This is a genomic window from Demequina aurantiaca, from assembly GCF_000975135.1.
In the GTDB taxonomy this organism is placed as follows: domain Bacteria; phylum Actinomycetota; class Actinomycetes; order Actinomycetales; family Demequinaceae; genus Demequina; species Demequina aurantiaca.
The window spans coordinates 1,220,254-1,238,914 of record NZ_BBRF01000001.1; the positions used below are offsets into that span (position 1 = coordinate 1,220,254).

Genomic DNA, 18,661 nt, shown 5'->3' on the forward strand with positions numbered 1-18,661 from the left:
TGATCAACTCAGCACCACCACGGCCCTTTGTCGTGAGGGCTACTTCTTGGGCTTCTTCTTCAGGTGCAGTTTGCTCTCCACCGCGGCCGATGCTTGGGCCACCTTCGAGGGCTCGTCGTCACCGTCGTCGTCATCCTCCTTGGTCAAGGGTCCGCCGTCGGTCAAGTGCGGCTCGTCGTCCTCGGTCTCGACCACCTCGTACGTCTTGCCGGTGTTCTTGATGATGGCGGTGATGAGGGCGGCGATGGGCAGCGCCATGAACGCACCCATGGCGCCCGCGATCGCGCCACCGGCCATGGCTCCGCCGAACGCGATAGCACCATTGAGCTCCATGGTCTCGGAGGAGAACTTGGGGCTCAGCCAATAATTCTCGGCCTGCTGGTACGCGATGATGTAGACGGTCATGATGAGGGCCGCACCAGGACCCTGGACGGCGAGCAGAATCAGGATGGGCAGCGCCGCCCCGATGTACGTTCCGATGAACGGGATGAACTCGGAGACGAATCCCATGAAGAGCGCAAGCGGTAGCGAGTACACCAGGGGCAATCCCAGCACCATGAGCACCACAAAGCCGAGGCTGCCGTTGACGGCCATGAGCAGCATGCGCGAGTAGAAGTACCCGCCCGTCTGCTCGATGGACTGATCCGCGATCCACCAGAACAGGCGCTGGCGCTCCGGGGGCATGCGGCGCATGAAGGCGCGCACAATCTTGGGGAAGTCGGCGGCGATGTAGAAGGTGAACGCCGCGATGGTGAAGAGATCAAAGACAAGTCCCAGGCCCGAGCTAATGAAGCCCAACACGTTGTCGCCCCATTCCGAGACGGCACGCATCGTGACCGACACGGCATCGGAGGGGCCGCTGGTGTCGTCAAGTAGCGGAGATCCGAAGGTGTCGGCGGTCCAGGCGTTGAAGTTCGTCACCCACACACCGACATTCGCACCCACGGCCGCTGCAAATTTGACAACCGCGGGGATGAGTAGGCCCACCAAGAGGCCGACGACCACCACGGCGATGAGGTAGATGATGCCCACGGCGGCACCCCGGCTCATCTGCCAGCGGCGCACCAGCGCGTTGATGCCGGGAATCATGGCGAGCGCGAAGAATGTGGAGATCACCACGAGCCCCAGCAGGTGTCGTGTCTGATAGATCACGAAGCAGGCCACGGTGACCATCGCCGCGGCGGCGACTACCTTGCCCAGGATGGACCATACAAAGCGGTCCATCGCGGGGTCGCGCCGTGCTGAACGATTGGCGCGCGCCTCAGCCTGCGCCTCGACCTCCTCGAGGACGTCCTTAGGCATGGAGGACACTCCCTGGCCGGGGCTACGTGGATACGGGGTGCTGGGGCGTGGCTTCTTCGTCATGACAGTCATCCTGCCAGTCGTGTGAGGTTGGGGCGCGGGACACGGCGGGATCAGCCGCGATGAGCCTCCTGCGGGACTACCTGCGAAAACAAATCCTTGGGGTTGGCGGGGTCCGCCACCAAGTCGATTTCTTCGGCAAAGTTGGTGCCGACGGTGGTGTCGCGCACGTATCGCAGAGCCGAGAAGTCCTCGATCGCGAAGCCAACGGAGTCGAACACCGTGATGTCGGACCCGCTCATGCGGCCGATGCCGTGGCCGGCGAGGACCGTCCACAGTTCCGTCACGGGGTGGTCGGCTGCCAGCTGCTGAATCTCGCCCTCGATGCGGGTCTGCGGCGGGTACTCCACGAAGATGCTTGAGCGGCGGAGGATCTCCGCATCGAGTTCCGTCTTACCCGGGCAGTCGCCGCCGATGGCGTTGAGGTGCATGCCGGGCTCGATCATGTCATCGATGAGGATGGTGGCGTAGGCCTTGTCGGCCGTGCAGGTGGTGACGATGTCCGAGCCAGCCACGGCATCGGCCGCGGACGTGGCGCGCACGATATCGAATCCGAGCGATCCCAGGTTCGCCTCGAACTTGTCCATGGCTGCGGGGTCGGTGTCCCAGACGCGAATTTGGGTGATGCCCATCACGGCCTTGAAGCCCAGCGCCTGGAACTCCGACTGCGAGCCCGCGCCAATGATGGCCATGACGGAGGAGTCGGGGCGGGCGAGGGCGCGCGCGGCCACCACGGAGGTCGCGGCGGTGCGTAGCGCAGTAAGCAACGTCATCTCTGACAGGAGGACGGGGTAGCCGGTGTCGACCTCGGAGAGCACGCCGAACGCGGTGACGGTTTGGAATCCGCGTGACGGGTTGAGGGGGTGGCCATTGACGTATTTGAAGCCGTAGAGCTCGCCGTCGGAGGTGGGCATCAGTTCAATGACGCCCACTGGCGAGTGGGCCGCGACGCGTGCGGATTTGTCGAAGCTGGCCCAGCGAAGGAAGTCCTGCTCGATGTAGCGCGCGATTCCCGCGATGCGGGCCTCCACGCCCTCGGCGGTGATCCAGTCGCGCATGTGGCGGACGTCGACAAACTGCACCATGATCGGCTCCTTACTCGGGGATTGTTGCGGTGGTTGTTGCGGAAGGTACGGCGATGGAACGAGGGTCGGGAGACAGATCGGTGGGGCGAGAGAAGCGCAAGGCCATCGTGCAGCACTTCACGCCGCCGCCGGCCTTGAGTAGTTCGCTGAGGTTGACCTGGACGGGCTCAAAGCCCTCGGCGCGCAGTTGCTCGGCAAAGTCGCCTGCCTGGACGGGCATGACCACGTGCAGACCGTCGGAGACCACGTTGAGTCCCAGCACGGCGGCGTCCTGCTCAGAGACGATGATCGCGTCCGGGTAGCGCTCACGGAGGACGGCGAGACTTGCGGCATCAAACGCGCTTGGCAGGTAAGCGATGCGCTCGTGCCCCGGGCGGGCGTCGAGCACCGCGATGGCGGTGTCCAGGTGGTAGTACTCGGGGCGCACGAGCGTGAGCGTGACAAACTCACGGTTCAACACGCGGCTGCCCTCGTGGTGGCTCTCCAGGGAGGCGCGGAAGCCGGTGCCTGCCAGCACCACGTCACCCACCACCAGAAAATCACCCTCGCCCTCGTTGATGTGGGTGGCCGGCACCACGCGCAGGCCGTGAGCAGACAACCAGGCCGCGTACGCATCGGCCTCGGGCTGGCGTTCGGGGTAGCGGAAGCTCGCCGAGTATGCGACGTCGTCCACCACGGTCGCGCCGTTCGCGGCGTAGACCATGTCCGGCAGGCCCTCGCCCGGCTCGATCTCGTGAACAACGAAGCCGATGCTGCGGTAAGTGTCGCGCAGGGCGCGCCACTGCTCGAGGGCAAGCGCCGTGTCGGTGGGGACCGAGGGGTCCATCCAGGGGTTGATGGCGTAGGTCACGTCGTAGTGCTCCGGGGCGCACAGCAACACTGTGGTGGCGGTCGCGGTGCGCGCCGGGGCGGGTGCGGCGCTGACGGTGGTCACCGTGTTGGCCGTGTCAATGGTGGTCATCTCCCCAGCATGACTGCTAATTGATGCGATTTGCGCTCATCCGACGCTAGAAACGTGCGAGTATTGAATCAATCACGCAATAAATCGCCGCTTCCGCGCACCAATTGAGCGAAAGGACCGCTGGCACCATGGCAATCGACGATCTGGACCGGAGCATTCTGGAGGCACTGCGCGAGGATGGCCGCGCAAGTTACGCAGACATGGGCGCACGCATTGGGCTGTCAGCGTCGGCGGTCAAGCGCCGGGTGGATCGCATGCGCGACACGGGAGTTATCAGGGGCTTCTCGGTGCTCATCGACCCCGAGATCGACGGACGCGGTACCGAGGCCTACGTGGAGTTGTTCTGTCGAGGCAACGTCGCCCCGGTTGAACTCACCAAAATCATGTCGGCGCTGCCCGATGTTGTCGAGGCCTGGACGGTCACGGGCGCGGCCGATGCCGTGGTCAGGATTCGTGCGCGGGATACCGCCAGCCTTGAAGTCGCCCTGGAAAAGGTGCGGCTCGCGCCGCAGGTGGACTCGACGCGTAGCGCGATAGTGCTCTCGAGATTGATCGAGCGCCGCTAGGCAGGCACTTCTAGACCCAACTGGGCAGCCACATGTGGGCCTGCCAGTATCCGAACGGGATGGGGGTGCCGAGCCACAGTGGAGCGAAGTACCCGGCAATGATCAGCACTGCCCCAATGAAGGCGACCGCGACGATGGTGCCCGTGCGCGACCATCCGCCCCGGAGCCGCTCCGGTTGGGCGATGTGTTTCAGCGCCCACACCAGCGTAAGGATCACGAACGGCGCCATTGCGACCGTGTAGAACGTGAAGATGGTGCGGTACGCGTAGGGAAGCCACGGAATCCACGCGGCGAAGGCCCCGAGCGACACCGTGAGCGCGAGCATGTCGCGGTAGCGAACCATCCGATAGGCGGCAAATCCGAGCGCGAGCGCCCCTGCCCACCAGATCAGCGGGTTCCCCAGCGCATGAACTGCGCTCACGCAGCGATCGGCGGCGCAATGCGCGTCGGGCGCATCTTCGAAGAAGAATGCCGTGGGTCGCCACTGGAAAAGCCACGCCCACGGGTTCGACATGTAGGTGTGCTCGGTGGTGAGGTTCTCGTGGAACGTCCACATTTGCTGGTGGTAGTGCACCAGCGAGTTGAGCGAGTCGGGCAGCCACGTGGCACCCTCGCCGGGGTTGTTCTCCGCCCAGTGGCGACCATAGGAGTCGGTAGAGGTGAACCAGGGCATCCACGTCAAGAGGTAGATGACCAGCGTCGTGGCGATGGTGAGCAGGCCGGCGGGAACCGCCCGCAGCATGGCGCCCCACGCCCAGCGTTCCACGCCGGCAGCGCGCCGATCGATCAGGTCCCATGCCACGGAGAGCAGCAGGAACGCGGCGGCAAAGTAGAAGCCGGACCACTTGACCGATCCGGACAACGCGAACATCGCGATGGCCGCCCAGCGCCACCAACGAATGCCCAGATGAGGCCCCATACCCGGCAAGGTAGCGTCGGGGGCGAGGCCCGCGGCGACCCGTGCATCGGCCGCCCGTCGTTCTAGCTTGTGACGGGTGACGTGTCTGTCTATCAGGATCGCGCCAAAGCCCGCGACGGCGAACACTGCAAGGTAGATGTCCAGTAGGGCGGTGCGCGCCAGCACGATCGACTGGCCGTCGACGGCGATGAAGACCCCGGCCACCAGTCCCCACAGCGTGGACTTCAGTAGGTGGCGGGCGATGAAGGCGATCATCACGCACATCGCGGTGCCGAGTAACGCACCCATGAAGCGCCAGCCGTACGGGTTGTTGCCAAAGATCTCGATGCCCGCCGCGATCAGCAGCTTGCCGACCATGGGGTGGACGACAAAGTCACCCTCGGTCTCGAAGCCGGAGAGATCACCCTGAGCGAAGAGGTCGTTGTCGCCCGTCCAGTTGCCTTCATAGCCGATGGCGGTGAGCGAGTAGGCGCCGCGGACGTAGAACACCTCGTCGAACACGAGCGAGTGCGGCCACCCCAGCTCGACGAAGCGCAGCATCGCGGCCAGCACTCCTACGACGGACGCCATGATCGCTACTCGCCAACGCCACGCGAAGGTCACGAGGGCGGTATACCGCGAGTCGGTCAAGAGGCGCACAGATGGAAGCCTAGTTGGTGCGCGTTGCCGCAACGGCACTTCGCGGTGTGTCACGCTTAACCCATGACCGGACGCATCGTGCTTGCAGCGACGCCGATCGGCAATATCGCCGATGCCTCCGCTCACCTGCGCGAGCTCCTTGAGACGGCCGATGTCATCGCCGCGGAAGATACGCGTCGACTGCGTGATCTCGCGACGAGGATGGGACTCACGATCACCGCGCCGGTTATCGCCGTGCATGATCACAACGAGCGCGACAAGGCGGCTGCCCTGGTGGCCGAGGCACTTGCGGGCAAGACGGTGGTGTTGGTTTCCGACGCTGGCATGCCCACGGTCTCTGACCCGGGGTTCCGGGTGGTCGAGGCGGCGGCCGATGCCGGGGTTGGGGTCACCGTGGCCCCCGGGCCGAGCGCTGTGCTGACCGCCCTAGCGCTGTCTGGCTTGCCCACCGACAGGTTCTGCTTTGAGGGCTTCCCGTCGCGGAAGGCGGGGGAACGTGCGGGCGCGCTCGCGGCGCTGTCCGCGGAGGCGCGCACGATGGTCTTCTTCGAGGCGCCACACCGGCTGTCGGCCACGTTGACGGCGATGGCGGAGGCGTTCGGGCCGGAGCGTCGGGCATCCGTGTCGCGCGAACTCACCAAGACCTACGAGCAGACTATGCGGGGCGGGCTCGCTGAGTTGGCCCAGTGGGCGAGCGACGATGAGCCACGCGGCGAAATCGTCATTACCGTGGCCGGGCGTCCTGCCGAGCAACCGTCGATGTCCGAATTGGTCGACGAGGCGCTGCGACGCGTCGAGTCGGGGGAGCGGGCAAAGGACGCGGTGGCCGACCTCGCGGGTGTGGCGGGAGTGCCGCGGCGCGAGCTGTACGCGGCGGTGCTCTCCGCGCGCAAGGAGAAGTAGTGGGACGCGCCAAGCACGCCGATGCTGGCGTCGCCCGGTTTCTCCCGGCGGCAGTGACGGCCGTGGCCGGGTTTGCGCTCGGCTTGGTGGTCGCGTGGGGCGTGGGCCACGGCAACGCCGCGGGACCCTCGACTGCCGCCAGCGGGGACGCGTCGACGGCGCCGGCTCACACGGCGGCTCCCTCCGAATCGGCTATCCCGCGCGTGACCGCATCGGCTTCTGGAACCGCGGAGCCGGTGGTGGCACCGTCCACCGTCTTCGATATGGATAGGTATTCGATCGACGAGCCCGACTCGCCATGGGTGGTGGTGAACAAGCTCCGACCGCTCGAGCCCAAGACGTACGTGCCGAACGACCTGGGCGGCGTCCAGGGAGTGAGCTTCACGGACGGCGGAAGCATCCGCGCGGAGGCCGGGGACGCCCTCGCCAAGATGCAAGAGGGCGCCCAGGCGGAGGGGCTCAGTTTCCGAGTCTCGAGTGCCTACCGAAGCTTTACGCGTCAGACCGGCCTCTACAGCACCTATGTGAACCGGTCTGGTACCGCCAAGGCGGACACCTTTTCCGCCCGACCCGGTTACTCCGAGCATCAGACGGGCTGGTCCGCGGACCTCTACGACACCGCCGCGTGCCGGCTCCTGGCATGTTTTGGAGACACTGAGGTAGGCCGTTTCATCGCTGACCACGGCGCCGAGTACGGCTTCATCGTCCGGTACCCCGAGGGCGATCAGGACATCACCGGGTACATCTACGAGCCGTGGCACGTGCGCTACGTGGGCGTGGATCTTGCGATGGAGATGCGCGACCGTGGGGTGGACACGCTCGAGGAGTTCTTTGGGCTTTCCGATGCGCCGTCGTATGCCTCCTGACCCACGTTCTGTTGTAGTCACATCCGCCTTCATCACATTGAAACTCTCGGAGAACCGGAGCGCGATATCGTCAGCGCGAGGTAAAAGACCTGGTAATTTTGCCTATACTGGCAAAAAGAACGAAATGTAACGATATTGTTAAGGTTCACATTTCCGGTTGTGAGGGTTAACATTTTGCCCTAGTGTCGTTTCCAAGCCCAGAGTCACTGGGTCGCCGACGCCTGGCAACGATGCAGTAAGCGGCGGCACCGAACAAGGAGGTTCGACTATGAAGAAGTACGCAGCAATCGCGGCATTTGGCGCCGCAGCACTCACCCTCGCTGGTTGCTCCAGCGATGGTGGAACGGATGAGGCCACCGAGGGAGCGACGGCAGCCGCCGGCGAGACCGAGGCCGCCGCTGCGGGTGACGCCGGCGACATGGTGGTGGGCTTTGCACAGGTTGGCGCGGAGAGTGGATGGCGCACCGCCAACACGAACGACATTCAGCGCGCATTCTCGGACGCGGGCATTGAGCTGAAGTTCTCGGACGCACAGCAGAAGCAGGAAAACCAAATCAAGGCGATCCGCTCCTACATCCAGCAGGGCGTCGACATCATTTCCTTCTCGCCGGTCGTTGAGACAGGTTGGGACGCAGTGCTCAACGAGGCGAAGGCCGCGGGCATCCCGGTCATCCTCACCGACCGCTCGGTCGACTCCACGGACGACTCGCTGTACGAGAGCTTCCTTGGATCCGACTTTGTGCTCGAGGGAAACAAGGCGGGCGAGTGGGTCGTCAACGAGTACGCCGACGCAGACTCCGTCAAGATCATTCAGCTCGAGGGCACCACCGGTGCCGCTCCCGCGATTGACCGCGCCGAGGGCTTCATCGACATCATCGGCGCGGACCCCAAGTTCGAGATCGTGGCGTCACAAACAGGTGACTTCACTCGCGCAGGCGGCAAGGAAGTGACCGAGGCGCTGCTCAAGTCCAACCCCGACGTCGACCTGATTTACGCACACAACGACGACATGGGTCTGGGGGCCATCGAGGCAATCGAGGCCGCTGGTCTCGAGCCTGGCGTCGACATCAAGATTGTCACCGTTGATGCGGTGCACGACGGCATGCAGGCCCTCGCTGACGGCAAGATCAACTTCATCGTCGAGTGCTCACCGCTGCTCGGTGACCAGCTCGTGGAGATCGCCACCGCGGTCTACAACGGCGAGACGGTTGACAAGCGCATCGTGACCGAGGAAACCACGTTCACCCAGGACGAGGCAATCGCAGCATTGCCCGAACGCGCTTACTAAGAAGACTTACCCCTTCTCAGTAGGGTGTGGGTGCGTGGCTCCAGCCGCGCACCCACACCGCGTCTCAGCTTGGCCCTCAAAGGAGAGAGCAACTCATGACACAGGTTCTAAGCCCCGTTGACGCAGTGGTCGACATTGTGGGCGTGACGATGGAGTTCCCCGGGGTGATGGCCCTCGACTGCGTCGACTTCCGGATGTATCCAGGCGAGGTCCACTCGCTGATGGGAGAAAACGGTGCCGGCAAGTCCACGCTCATTAAGGTCCTGACGGGCGTCTACTCGGCGACCGCAGGTGACATGCACCTGGCTGGCAGCAAGGTTTCCTTCAGCACGCCCGCACAGGCGCAGGACGCCGGCATCAGCACGGTTTACCAGGAGGTTAACCTCCTTCCCAATCTTTCCGTGGCCGAGAACATCATGCTTGGCCGCGAACCCCGACGCTTTGGCTCGCTGGACTGGCGCGCAATGCGCCGACGTGCCGCCGAACTCCTCGAGGGCCTGAACCTGGACATCGACCCGGGGAGCCTGCTCGGCTCGCACTCGATCGCCATCCAGCAGCTGGTGGCGATCGCACGCGCAGTTGACGTCAACGCGACTGTCCTGATCCTTGATGAGCCCACGTCTTCCCTCGACACCGATGAGGTCGCGGAACTCTTCCGCGTCATCCGCACACTGAAGGAACAGGGCTGCGCCATTCTCTTTGTGTCGCACTTCCTCGACCAGGTCTACGAGATCGCCGACCGCCTCACGATTCTCCGCAATGGAAGGCTTGTGGGTGAGTACCGCACCGAGGAGATCCTCAAGATCGACCTTGTCCAGAAGATGATCGGCAAGGAGATGGCGAGCTTCTCGGAGCTCGAGCAGCGCCACCGCGAATCCGAGGAGGAAATCGCCGGTACCGGGATCCCGTTTCTCGAGGCCAAGGGGCTCGGCCGTCGTGGTGCAATCCGCCCGGTCGACTTCAGCATCGACGAAGGCGAGGTCGTGGGACTAGCCGGCCTGCTCGGTTCCGGACGTACTGAGATTGCCCGCCTCCTGGGCGGCATCGACCGCGCAGACTCCGGCACGAGTGAGGTCAACGGCAAGGCGGTCAAGCTCACCTCGCCACGCAAGGCACTGTCCAAGCGCATCGCCTTTGCGAGCGAGGACCGCCGCGGCGAGGGCATCGTCGGCGACCTGTCGGTGCGTGACAACATCGCGCTCGCGCTGCAGATCGAACGAGGCTGGTACCGTCCCATCGCACCCAAGCGCGTCACGGAACTTGCCCAGCACTACATCGACGCGCTGAACATTCGGCCCGCCGACCCGCACGCACTGGTGCGGAACCTGTCCGGTGGAAATCAGCAGAAGGTACTGCTCGCCCGCTGGCTCGCGGTGGCGCCCAGGCTACTCATTCTGGATGAGCCCACGCGCGGTATCGACATCGGCGCGAAGGCCGAGATTCAAAAGTTGGTCTTCAACCTCGCGGAGAACGGCATGAGCGTGCTCTACATCTCGGCCGAGCTCGAGGAGGTGCTGCGCCTGAGTCACCGGGTGGGCGTCATGCGGGACCGGCACATGGTTTCCATGGTTGAAAATGACAGCTTGTCTGTCGAGGATCTGCTCGCGCTCATCGCCGAGGGATCCGAAGACGAGGATGAAAAGGACGTCGTCGCATGAGCGCGCAACTGAGAAACTTCACCGGCAGCCGCATCTTCTGGCCGGTGGTCATCCTCGTAGGGCTCGTCATCGTTGACGTGATCGCCTTCCCCGGATTCCTCGACATCACAGTCAAGGAGGGACACCTCTTCGGTGCTCCCATCGACATCCTGCGCAACGGTGCACCCACATTGCTGATCGGGGTGGGAATGACGCTCGTCATCGCCACCCGCGGCATCGACCTGTCCGTCGGGTCGATCGCGGCAATATCTGGCGCAGTCGTTTCCGCCCTACTACTAAACTCGCCCACACCCGACAACCCCTGGACCGTTGTTCAGGCCGTTGGCATCGCGCTGATCCTGGGCTTCATCCTGGGTGTCTGGAATGGCACGCTGGTCGCATACCTCAAGATCCAGCCGATTATCGCGACGCTGATCCTCATGACCGCCGGTCGTGGCGTGGCGATGCTCATCACCGAGGGGCAGATCCTGACGCTTCACTCAAAGCCCTTTGAGTGGTTCGGTTCGGGCTTCATCGTAGGCTTCCCCGTCGCGGTCGTGATCGCAGCGGTGGTGCTCATCCTGACGATGCTCGTAGTTCGCCGGTCCGCGCTCGGCATGTTCATCGAGTCCGTGGGCATCAACCCCGAGGCCAGCCGCCAGGCGGGTATCCGATCGCGGGGCCTGTTGCTGGGCATCTATGCCTTCTGCGCTTTGCTCGCGGCCCTCGCGGGTCTGATCATCACCTCCGACCAGACCGCGGCGGACGCGAACAACACGGGGCTGTTCATTGAGCTCGATGCGATCCTCGCCGTAGTCATCGGCGGCACCTCACTGATGGGTGGCCGCTTCTCGCTCATCGGCACCTTGGTGGGAGTCCTCGTAATCCAGACCCTGGTGACGACCGTGTACATCGTGGGCATTCCACCCGTCGCGACCATGGTGTTCAAGGCTGTGGTGGTCATCGCGGTCTCGCTGCTGCAGTCGCCCACCACCAATGAGAAGTTTGCGAACTGGCGTAAGGACCGAAGAAGGCCCACGCCCACCAAGGCAATCGAACCGAAGCGAGAGAAGGTCTCCGCATGAGCAACACTGTGATGGAAAGACTGCCCGCAAATGCCGCGACCCGCGGCACCCTGAGCGCCGGACGCCGTATCATCACGAGCCCCAAGTACGCACCAGTACTCGTGACGCTCGGGCTGTTCATCGCGATGTTCGTCTCCGGCGGCGTGCGATACGACAACTTCTGGTCGCCGCAGGTGCTGCTGAACCTGTTCGTGGACAACGCCTACCTGATAGTGCTCGCCGTGGGAATGACGTTCGTCATCCTGACGGGCGGCATTGACCTGTCCGTAGGATCGGTCATCGCGCTCTCCGCCATGATCTGCGCCAAGCTGCTTGAGGCAGGGGTCCCCGCAGCGGGAGTGATCGCGGTCACGCTGGTGGCAACGTCATTGCTTGGGCTGGGGATGGGCCTGATGATCCATGTCTTTAAGGTCCAACCGTTCATCGCCACGCTGGCGGGCATGTTCCTTGCCCGCGGCCTCTGCTATGTCATCAGCGAGGCGTCGATCTCGATTAACGACCCGTTTTTTGTCAGCATGGCGTCTACGCGCATTCCACTCGGTGGCAGCGCCTCGATCACCATCAGCGTGATCATCGCGCTTCTCGTGGTGGCGATTGCGTTCTACGTCCTTCACTACAGCCGCTTTGGCCGCACGGTTTACGCACTTGGTGGGTCGGAGCAGTCCGGCACACTCATGGGTCTTCCCGTGGGCCGCACTAAGGTGCTCGTGTATGTCGTGAGCGGCCTGTGCTCAGGAATCTCCGGGGTGCTCTACTCCTTCTATACGCTGTCGGGCTACTCGCTGACTGCGGTGGGGACCGAGCTCGATGCCATCGCGGCCGTCGTGATTGGCGGCACGCTGCTGACCGGCGGCTACGGGTTCGTCCTGGGCTCCGCCCTCGGTGTCCTGGTGCTGGGCCTGATCCAGACCATGATCAGCTACGAGGGCACGCTCAGCTCGTGGTGGACCAGGATCTTCATCGGCGGACTGCTGCTGGTGTTCATCGTGCTTCAGAAGGTGCTGACGCGAAGGCGAAATTGACCCAGTCCCTTGCCCCCACACGGCATACTTAGTCAGCGTGGGGGCAGCCAAAGCCCTGACAAACCGAGGGAACTGTGACGCAACACGACAAGCAAGCAAAGGCGGCCAACATCTTCGATGTGGCCCGCCTCGCGGGCGTGTCCCATCAGACGGTGTCGCGGGTCATCAATGACCTGCCCAACGTGCGTCCGGCGACTCGCGACCGCGTCGTGAAGGCGATTGCACAGTTGCGCTATGTGCCGTCCCCCGCGGCACGTGCCCTCGTCACCAAGCGCTCGCGCGTGCTGGGGTTGGTGTCGACTGGCGTGCCCTCGTTCAGTGTGTCCACCACCGCGGTCCACTTCACGACGGCGGCCCGCGAGGCCCGCTACGCCGTGAGCGCGTCCAGCATGGTCAGCGGTGACGCGACGTCCTTGCGCGCAGCGATCGAGCTGCTGCTGGGCCAGAAGGTCGAGGCGATCGTGGTCATCTCCGACGAGCGTGAGGCCCTCGAGGTCATCCAGAACATCGAGCTTGGTGTTCCGCTCGTTGCCGTCGCGTCGGAGTTGGCGGCGGTTCGCGAGGACACTCATCAGGTCGCCTTCGACCAGTTCCAGGGAGCGTCGCTGGCGGTCGAGCACCTCATCGAATTGGGCCACCGCGAGATCCGCCACGTCTCGGGCGCCGTCGGCTCGATGAACGCGGGCGAGCGCGAGCGTGGCTGGCGGGCAGCCCTTGCCGATGCGAAGCTTCCCATCGTCCCGGCGCTCGCGGGGGACTGGTCCCCAGCATCGGGCTACGAGCATGGGCTGTCACTTGCCGGCGACTCGACCATGACTGCGGTGTTTGTGGCGAGCGATGAGATGGCCTTGGGTGTGATGCACGGGCTGCAGTCGCAAGGGCGGCGCGTCCCTGAGGATGTATCAGTCATGGGCTTTGACGACATTCCGTTGGCGGCGTACGTCACCCCTCCCCTCAGCACGGTGCGGCTCGACTTCGCGACGCTTGGTCGGGACGCGTTCTCGCTGCTCCTGTCGGTGCTGCAAGATGAGGACGCTGCCGACCCTACGCGTCGCATGCCGGCGCTGATTCGGCGCGCATCCACCGCCCCACCGGCAGGCATTCCAGTCACGCAACGCCACACCTCCACGGGACGGTTGCGGTGACGCACGACGGGTTGTGCAGTGTGACGGCATGTTGCAGAGTGAGCGTTCACATAGACGATAGGGTGTCCATCGCGGCGCGCACCGGTAGCCGGAAGCCAAAGGAGGCATCGTGAACGGAACTAGTCGAGGTCCGAGCATGCATGACGTCGCCGCGCTCGCGGGCGTTTCTCACCAGACTGTCTCCCGCGTGATCAACGGCTCCGCCAACTTGCGTCCAGCCACCCGCGAGCGAGTCCTCGCCGCTATCGAGGAGCTGGGATATCGCCGCAACATGGCGGCCCGCGCGCTCGTCACCGGCCGTACGCACTCGATCGGGGTTCTCACGCCCGGGGAGCCAAACTTCGGCAAGATGTCCTCCGTTCAGGCTGTTGAGCACGCCATGCGCGAGGCGGGCTACTTCCCGCTCGTGACGAGTTCCGCCTCGGAGTCCGAGTCGATTGCCGAGGCGCTTGAGTTCCTGAATAACCGCTCGATCGAGGCGCTCGTAGTGGTCGCGCCGCACGACATGGTGCTGACGCAGTTGGAGGGCATGAAGGCTGACCTTCCGGTGATTACCCTGCAGACCGGTGGCTACGACGCGGGCCACGCGGTGGCGATCGACCAGGCCCACGGCGTTCGCGTCGCCATCGACTACCTGAGGTCCATGGGTCACACCCGTATCCAGCACCTCTCAGGCCCCTCGGACTACTTTGAGGCGCAGTTGCGTCGCTCGGCGTTCGACGAGGCCGTGACGGCGCACGGATTGGCGGAGTTCGAGACCCTCGAGGGGGACTGGCGCGCCGATTCGGGCTACGCCTGTGGCACCCGTGTTGACCCCGACGCGACGGCGGTGTTCTGTTCGAACGACCAGATGGCGTTGGGGTTGATTCACGCGCTGAGCGATGCGGGCCGCAGCGTGCCGGGCGACGTGTCGGTGGTGGGTTTTGACGACATCCCCGAGTCCGCGCACAGCCTGCCGCCGCTGACAACGATCCACCAGGACTTTGAGGGCGTGGGCCACCGCGCGGTCGAGCTTATTCTCGCGCAGTTGGACGATGAGCCGGCGCCCGAGGGCGGCCCCCTCACCCCTTGGCTGGTCGAGCGTCAGTCGGTCGCCCGAATCTAAGTGCGTCGGTCGCCGCGCATGAGGTGGCCATACCCCATACGAACATTGCAATGCCGCGTGGCGAGCGGTATGTTAACGTTAATCTAAGCGTGAATGACCAATAGGCAAGGAGGCCTTCAGTGGCACACGAGGACCACAAGTACGTCATCGGAGTGGACTACGGGACGCTCTCTGGGCGTGCACTAGTCGTCCGCGTGAGCGACGGCTCCGAGCTCGCCAGCGCGGTTCATGAATACCCCCACGCGGTGATGGACACGACGCTCGCCGCGACCGGCGCATCGCTACCGCCCGAATGGGCGCTACAGGTGCCCCAGGACTACCGCGAGGTGCTGCAGAAGGCAGTGCCGGAGGCCGTCAAAGCAGCGGGCATCGACCCGGCAGATGTGATCGGCATCGCTACTGACTTCACTGCCTCCACTCCCATGCCGGTACTCGCTGACGGTACGCCGCTGAACGAGCTCACCGAGTACGCGGACCGTCCCCACGCGTACATCAAGCTGTGGAAGCACCACGCGGCGCAGGGCCAGGCCAATCGCATCAACGAGCTCGCGGCCGAGCGTGGCGAGAAGTGGCTCGCGCGCTACGGCGGATTCATCTCCAGCGAGTGGGAGTTCGCCAAGGGCCTGCAGTTGCTCGAGGAAGACCCCGAGATCTACCACCGCATGGACCACTGGGTCGAGGCGGCCGACTGGATCGTGTGGCAGTTGTGCGGCGAGTACGTCCGCAACGCCTGCACCGCCGGCTACAAGGGAATCCTGCAGGACGGCGAGATGCCTTCCAGCGAGTTCCTCGCGGCTCTCAATCCAGAATTTGCCGACTTTGCCACCACCAAGGTGGCCCACAACATCGGCGCCCTAGGCGCATCGGCCGGAACCCTGACCGCTCAGGCCGCGCTGTGGACCGGGCTGCCCGAGGGAATTCAAGTAGCGGTCGGTAACGTGGACGCTCACGTCACGGCCCCCGCTGCCAAGGCCGTCGAGCCAGGCCAGATGCTCGCGATCATGGGCACCAGCACCTGCCACGTGATGAATGGCGATCACCTCGCGGAGGTGCCCGGCATGTGCGGCGTCGTTGATGGCGGAATTGTCGACGGCCTCTTTGGCTACGAGGCGGGCCAGTCTGGCGTGGGCGACATCTTCGCCTGGTACGTCAACAACCAGGTCCCCCAGGCATCGCACGATGCCGCGGCGGCCGCGGGCAAGTCGGTTCACCAATACCTGACTGACCTTGCGTACGAGGAGCCCGTTGGCGCCCACGGTCTAGTTGCATTGGACTGGCACAACGGCAACCGTTCCGTGCTGGTCAACACCGAGCTCAGCGGCACCATCGTGGGGCTCACGCTCGCGACGCGACCCGAGCAGGTGTACCGCGCGCTGCTGGAGGCGACCGCCTTTGGTGCCCGCACCATCGTCGAGACGTTCAATACGGCCGGAGTCCCGGTCACCGAGTTCGTGGTCGCGGGTGGCCTCCTCAAGAACCCGCTGCTGATGCAGACGTACTGCGATGTGCTGCGCATGCCCATCTCGATCATCGACTCGGATCAGGGCCCCGCGCTCGGTTCGGCAATTCACGCCGCCGTCGCGGCCGGCGCGTACCCCGACGTTCGGGCCGCAGCCGATGTCATGGGCAAGGTCATCAAGGCGGCGTACACGCCCAACGACGAGGCGGCCGATGCGTACGACGCGCTCTTTGCCGAATATAGCCAGTTGCATGACTACTTTGGGCGCGGCGCGAACGACGTCATGCGCAGACTCAAGCAGCGCCGAAGGGAAGTCCTGTCATGACCAGCGCGAACCCGACCACCACCAATGGTGCCGCGCCTGCGGAGGCCATCGAGGCCATTGCGACCGTGCGCACCCAGGTGGCCGAGTTGCACGACGAGCTCGTGAAGAACCAGCTGATCGTCTGGACCGGCGGCAACGTCAGCGGCCGCGTGCCCGGTTACGACCTGTTTGTGATTAAGCCCAGCGGCGTGGTCTACGACCAGCTGAGCCCGGAGAACATGATCCTGTGTGACCTCGACGGCAATGTCATCGAGGGCTCCGACGGCTCGGAACGTAGCCCGTCGAGTGATACTGCGGCTCACGCGTACGTGTACCGCCACATGGCTCACGTCGGCGGAGTCGTGCACACGCACTCCACCTACGCGGTCGCCTGGGCCGCCCGTGGCGAAGAGATCCCCTGCGTGATCACCGCAATGGCCGACGAGTTCGGCGGGCCCATCCCGCTCGGCCCGTTTGCCATCATCGGAGACGACTCGATTGGTCGTGGCATCGTGGAAACCCTGGACGGACATCGGTCGCGCGCCGTGCTCATGCAGAACCACGGCCCGTTCACCATCGGCAAGGACGCGAAGGACGCCGTCAAGGCGGCCGTCATGTGTGAGGACGTGGCGCGCACCGTCCACATCGCGCGCCAGGCCGGTGACCTGATCCCCATTCCTCAAGAGGCGATCGACTCCCTCTTCGACCGCTATCAGAATGTCTACGGGCAAACCCCGCAAGGAGAAAACAAGTGAGCACCAGCATCGTCCCCGACCTCGCCACGTATGAAGTGTGGCTGCTGACCGGTAGCCAGACCCTCTACGGCGAGGAGACCTTGCGTCAGGTGGCGGAGCAGTCACAGGACGTCGCGCGTCAGCTCCAGGAGTCCTCGGACATTCCGGTGACCGTGGTGTGGAAGCCCGTCCTGACCGGACGCGACGCGATTCACGACATCATGCTGGAGGCCAACGCGGCCAAGAACGTCATTGGCGTCATCACCTGGATGCACACCTTCAGCCCCGCCAAGATGTGGATCACCGGCCTGAACGCGCTCCAGAAGCCGCTACTGCACTTCCACACGCAGGCCAACGTCGAACTCCCGTGGGACAGCATCGACTTCGACTTCATGAACCTGAATCAGGCCGCGCACGGCGACCGTGAGTTTGGCTACATCGAGGCGCGGATGGGAATCGCGCGCACCACTGTGGTGGGCCACGTGTCCGATCCCGAGGTCACCAAGCGCATCGGCACCTGGACCCGCGCCGCGTCGGGCCGGGCTGCCTCCAAAAACCTCAAGCTCGCCCGCTTTGGCGACAACATGCGCTACGTCGCGGTCACCGAGGGCGACAAGACCGAAGCCGAGATCGTCTTCGGCGCTCAGATCAACACGTGGGGCGTCAACGAGCTCGCGGAGGCGGTCCACGCCGCATCCGAGGCCGACATCGACGCCCTGGTTGCCGAGTACGTCGAGCTCTACGACGTGGCGGAGGAGCTGCTTCCCGGAGCCGAGCGCGCGGACTCGCTCCGCTACGGCGCGGCCGTCGAGATCGGCCTGCGGTCGTTCCTTGAGGAGGGTGGCTTCCACGGGTTTACCACGAGCTTCGAGGATCTTGGCGAGCTGCGCCAGCTGCCTGGCCTCGCGGTTCAGCGCCTCATGGCTGATGGCTACGGCTTTGGTGCCGAGGGCGACTGGAAGACTGCGATCCTGGTGCGCTTGTCGGCCGTTATGGGCGCAGGACTTCCTGGTGGCGCGAGCCTCATGGAGGACTACACCTACCACTTGGTGCCCGGCCAGGAACTGAGCCTGGGCGCCCATATGCTCGAGGTGAGTCCTAGCCTCACCTCGTCCGTGCCTCGACTCGAGGTGCACCCGCTCGGCATTGGCGGTAAGGAAGATCCAGTCAGGCTGGTCTTCACTGCAGATCCCGGGCCGGCGGTCGTAGTGGCCCTGAGCGACATGCGCGAGCGCTTTCGCCTGGTGGCCAACGTCGTCGAGAACGTGCCGCTGCCCTCGCCCATGCCAAACCTCCCTGTGGGACACGCGGTGTGGAAGGCCTCCCCCGACTTCCGTACCGCGACCTCAGCGTGGCTTGCGGCGGGGGCAGCGCACCACACCGTGATGTCGAACCAGCTCGATGTCGCTGTGTTCCAGGACTTCGCTCACATGACGGGTGTGGAGATGCTCACGATAGACTCAAGCACCACGCTCGTTGAGTTTGAGCGTGAAATGAAGTGGAATGCTGCGTACTACCGCCTGAGCCAAGGGCTCTGATAAGTAATTCCGCCGGTGAGGAAGCGCTGTAGTGGCGCTCGGC

The 18,661-nt window shown here is 64.5% G+C and carries 16 protein-coding genes; 12 read left to right on the forward strand and 4 right to left on the reverse strand.

The genetic code is table 11. The annotated features are described in order from the left end of the window. Positions 1-39: 39 nt before the first annotated feature. The 3 genes from AOP73_RS05560 to ddaH are packed head-to-tail and all read right to left on the reverse strand — an operon-like array spanning position 40 to position 3,408. A complete protein-coding gene (locus AOP73_RS05560; RefSeq protein ID WP_160295437.1) occupies positions 40-1,365 on the reverse strand; it encodes an AI-2E family transporter in 1,326 nt (441 codons plus the stop codon). A gap of 50 nt (positions 1,366-1,415) precedes the next feature. Then, a complete protein-coding gene (gene ocd, locus AOP73_RS05565) occupies positions 1,416-2,447 on the reverse strand; it encodes an ornithine cyclodeaminase (protein ID WP_061963701.1) in 1,032 nt (343 codons plus the stop codon). Between the two features lie 10 nt (positions 2,448-2,457). Then, complete coding sequence (gene ddaH / locus AOP73_RS05570) at positions 2,458-3,408, reverse strand: dimethylargininase (protein WP_084626583.1); 951 nt, start codon at positions 3,406-3,408, stop codon at positions 2,458-2,460. A 128-nt stretch (positions 3,409-3,536) separates the two neighbouring features. Here ddaH and AOP73_RS05575 point away from each other — a divergent pair, with 128 nt between their 5' ends. Continuing rightward, positions 3,537-3,974: an Lrp/AsnC family transcriptional regulator gene (locus AOP73_RS05575; RefSeq protein ID WP_174435863.1), complete on the forward strand. Its 438-nt coding sequence runs from the start codon at positions 3,537-3,539 to the stop codon at positions 3,972-3,974. Positions 3,975-3,984: 10 nt separating this feature from the next. Here the strand turns inward: AOP73_RS05575 and AOP73_RS05580 are convergent, their stop codons facing one another. Beyond that, a complete protein-coding gene (locus AOP73_RS05580; RefSeq protein WP_061963703.1) occupies positions 3,985-5,532 on the reverse strand; it encodes a dolichyl-phosphate-mannose--protein mannosyltransferase in 1,548 nt (515 codons plus the stop codon). 63 nt (positions 5,533-5,595) lie between these two features. On the opposite strand from AOP73_RS05580, the gene rsmI reads away from it, so the two are divergent. The 11 genes from rsmI (at position 5,596) to araA (ending at position 18,618) form a co-directional block, all read left to right on the forward strand. Then, complete coding sequence (rsmI, locus tag AOP73_RS05585) at positions 5,596-6,435, forward strand: 16S rRNA (cytidine(1402)-2'-O)-methyltransferase (protein WP_061963705.1); 840 nt, start codon at positions 5,596-5,598, stop codon at positions 6,433-6,435. Beyond that, entirely contained in the window at positions 6,435-7,301 is an 867-nt protein-coding gene (locus AOP73_RS05590; RefSeq protein ID WP_061963707.1) for a M15 family metallopeptidase, read from the forward strand. Before rsmI ends, AOP73_RS05590 begins: the two co-directional genes overlap by 1 nt. A 268-nt stretch (positions 7,302-7,569) precedes the next feature. Beyond that, positions 7,570-8,589, forward strand: coding sequence for an ABC transporter substrate-binding protein (locus tag AOP73_RS05595; RefSeq protein ID WP_061963709.1), 1,020 nt, complete (start codon positions 7,570-7,572; stop codon positions 8,587-8,589). A 95-nt stretch (positions 8,590-8,684) separates the two neighbouring features. After that, positions 8,685-10,247 (forward strand): sugar ABC transporter ATP-binding protein, encoded by a 1,563-nt coding sequence (locus AOP73_RS05600; RefSeq protein WP_174435864.1) that lies wholly within the window; start codon positions 8,685-8,687, stop codon positions 10,245-10,247. Further along, complete coding sequence (locus tag AOP73_RS05605; RefSeq protein WP_061963711.1) at positions 10,244-11,311, forward strand: ABC transporter permease; 1,068 nt, start codon at positions 10,244-10,246, stop codon at positions 11,309-11,311. Before AOP73_RS05600 ends, AOP73_RS05605 begins: the two co-directional genes overlap by 4 nt. Further along, a complete protein-coding gene (gene yjfF, locus AOP73_RS05610; RefSeq protein WP_061963714.1) occupies positions 11,308-12,333 on the forward strand; it encodes a galactofuranose ABC transporter, permease protein YjfF in 1,026 nt (341 codons plus the stop codon). Before AOP73_RS05605 ends, yjfF begins: the two co-directional genes overlap by 4 nt. A 74-nt stretch (positions 12,334-12,407) precedes the next feature. Then, positions 12,408-13,478 carry a LacI family DNA-binding transcriptional regulator gene (locus AOP73_RS05615; protein ID WP_061963716.1) on the forward strand — a complete coding sequence of 357 codons (1,071 nt, stop codon included), beginning with the start codon at positions 12,408-12,410 and terminating at the stop codon, positions 13,476-13,478. Between the two features lie 109 nt (positions 13,479-13,587). Continuing rightward, positions 13,588-14,583, forward strand: coding sequence for a LacI family DNA-binding transcriptional regulator (locus tag AOP73_RS05620; protein ID WP_152650543.1), 996 nt, complete (start codon positions 13,588-13,590; stop codon positions 14,581-14,583). Between the two features lie 119 nt (positions 14,584-14,702). Beyond that, positions 14,703-16,367: a ribulokinase gene (gene araB, locus AOP73_RS05625; RefSeq protein ID WP_061963720.1), complete on the forward strand. Its 1,665-nt coding sequence runs from the start codon at positions 14,703-14,705 to the stop codon at positions 16,365-16,367. Next, entirely contained in the window at positions 16,364-17,101 is a 738-nt protein-coding gene (locus AOP73_RS05630) for an L-ribulose-5-phosphate 4-epimerase (protein ID WP_061963722.1), read from the forward strand. The genes araB and AOP73_RS05630 overlap by 4 nt, the downstream gene beginning before the upstream one ends. Next, positions 17,098-18,618, forward strand: coding sequence for an L-arabinose isomerase (araA, locus tag AOP73_RS05635; RefSeq protein WP_061963724.1), 1,521 nt, complete (start codon positions 17,098-17,100; stop codon positions 18,616-18,618). The genes AOP73_RS05630 and araA overlap by 4 nt, the downstream gene beginning before the upstream one ends. Positions 18,619-18,661: the final 43 nt, after the last annotated feature.

Excerpts from the sequence above, each read along its gene's own strand:
- yjfF (WP_061963714.1), top strand. The coding sequence starts at position 11,308 with ATGAGCAACACTGTGATGGAAAGACTGCCCGCAAATGCCGCGACCCGC.
- AOP73_RS05600 (WP_174435864.1), top strand. The coding sequence starts at position 8,685 with ATGACACAGGTTCTAAGCCCCGTTGACGCAGTGGTCGACATTGTGGGC.
- AOP73_RS05630 (WP_061963722.1), top strand. The coding sequence starts at position 16,364 with ATGACCAGCGCGAACCCGACCACCACCAATGGTGCCGCGCCTGCGGAG.
- AOP73_RS05560 (WP_160295437.1), bottom strand. The coding sequence starts at position 1,365 with ATGACGAAGAAGCCACGCCCCAGCACCCCGTATCCACGTAGCCCCGGC.
- ocd (WP_061963701.1), bottom strand. The coding sequence starts at position 2,447 with ATGGTGCAGTTTGTCGACGTCCGCCACATGCGCGACTGGATCACCGCC.
- rsmI (WP_061963705.1), top strand. The coding sequence starts at position 5,596 with ATGACCGGACGCATCGTGCTTGCAGCGACGCCGATCGGCAATATCGCC.
- AOP73_RS05595 (WP_061963709.1), top strand. The coding sequence starts at position 7,570 with ATGAAGAAGTACGCAGCAATCGCGGCATTTGGCGCCGCAGCACTCACC.
- ddaH (WP_084626583.1), bottom strand. The coding sequence starts at position 3,408 with ATGACCACCATTGACACGGCCAACACGGTGACCACCGTCAGCGCCGCA.
- AOP73_RS05575 (WP_174435863.1), top strand. The coding sequence starts at position 3,537 with ATGGCAATCGACGATCTGGACCGGAGCATTCTGGAGGCACTGCGCGAG.
- AOP73_RS05605 (WP_061963711.1), top strand. The coding sequence starts at position 10,244 with ATGAGCGCGCAACTGAGAAACTTCACCGGCAGCCGCATCTTCTGGCCG.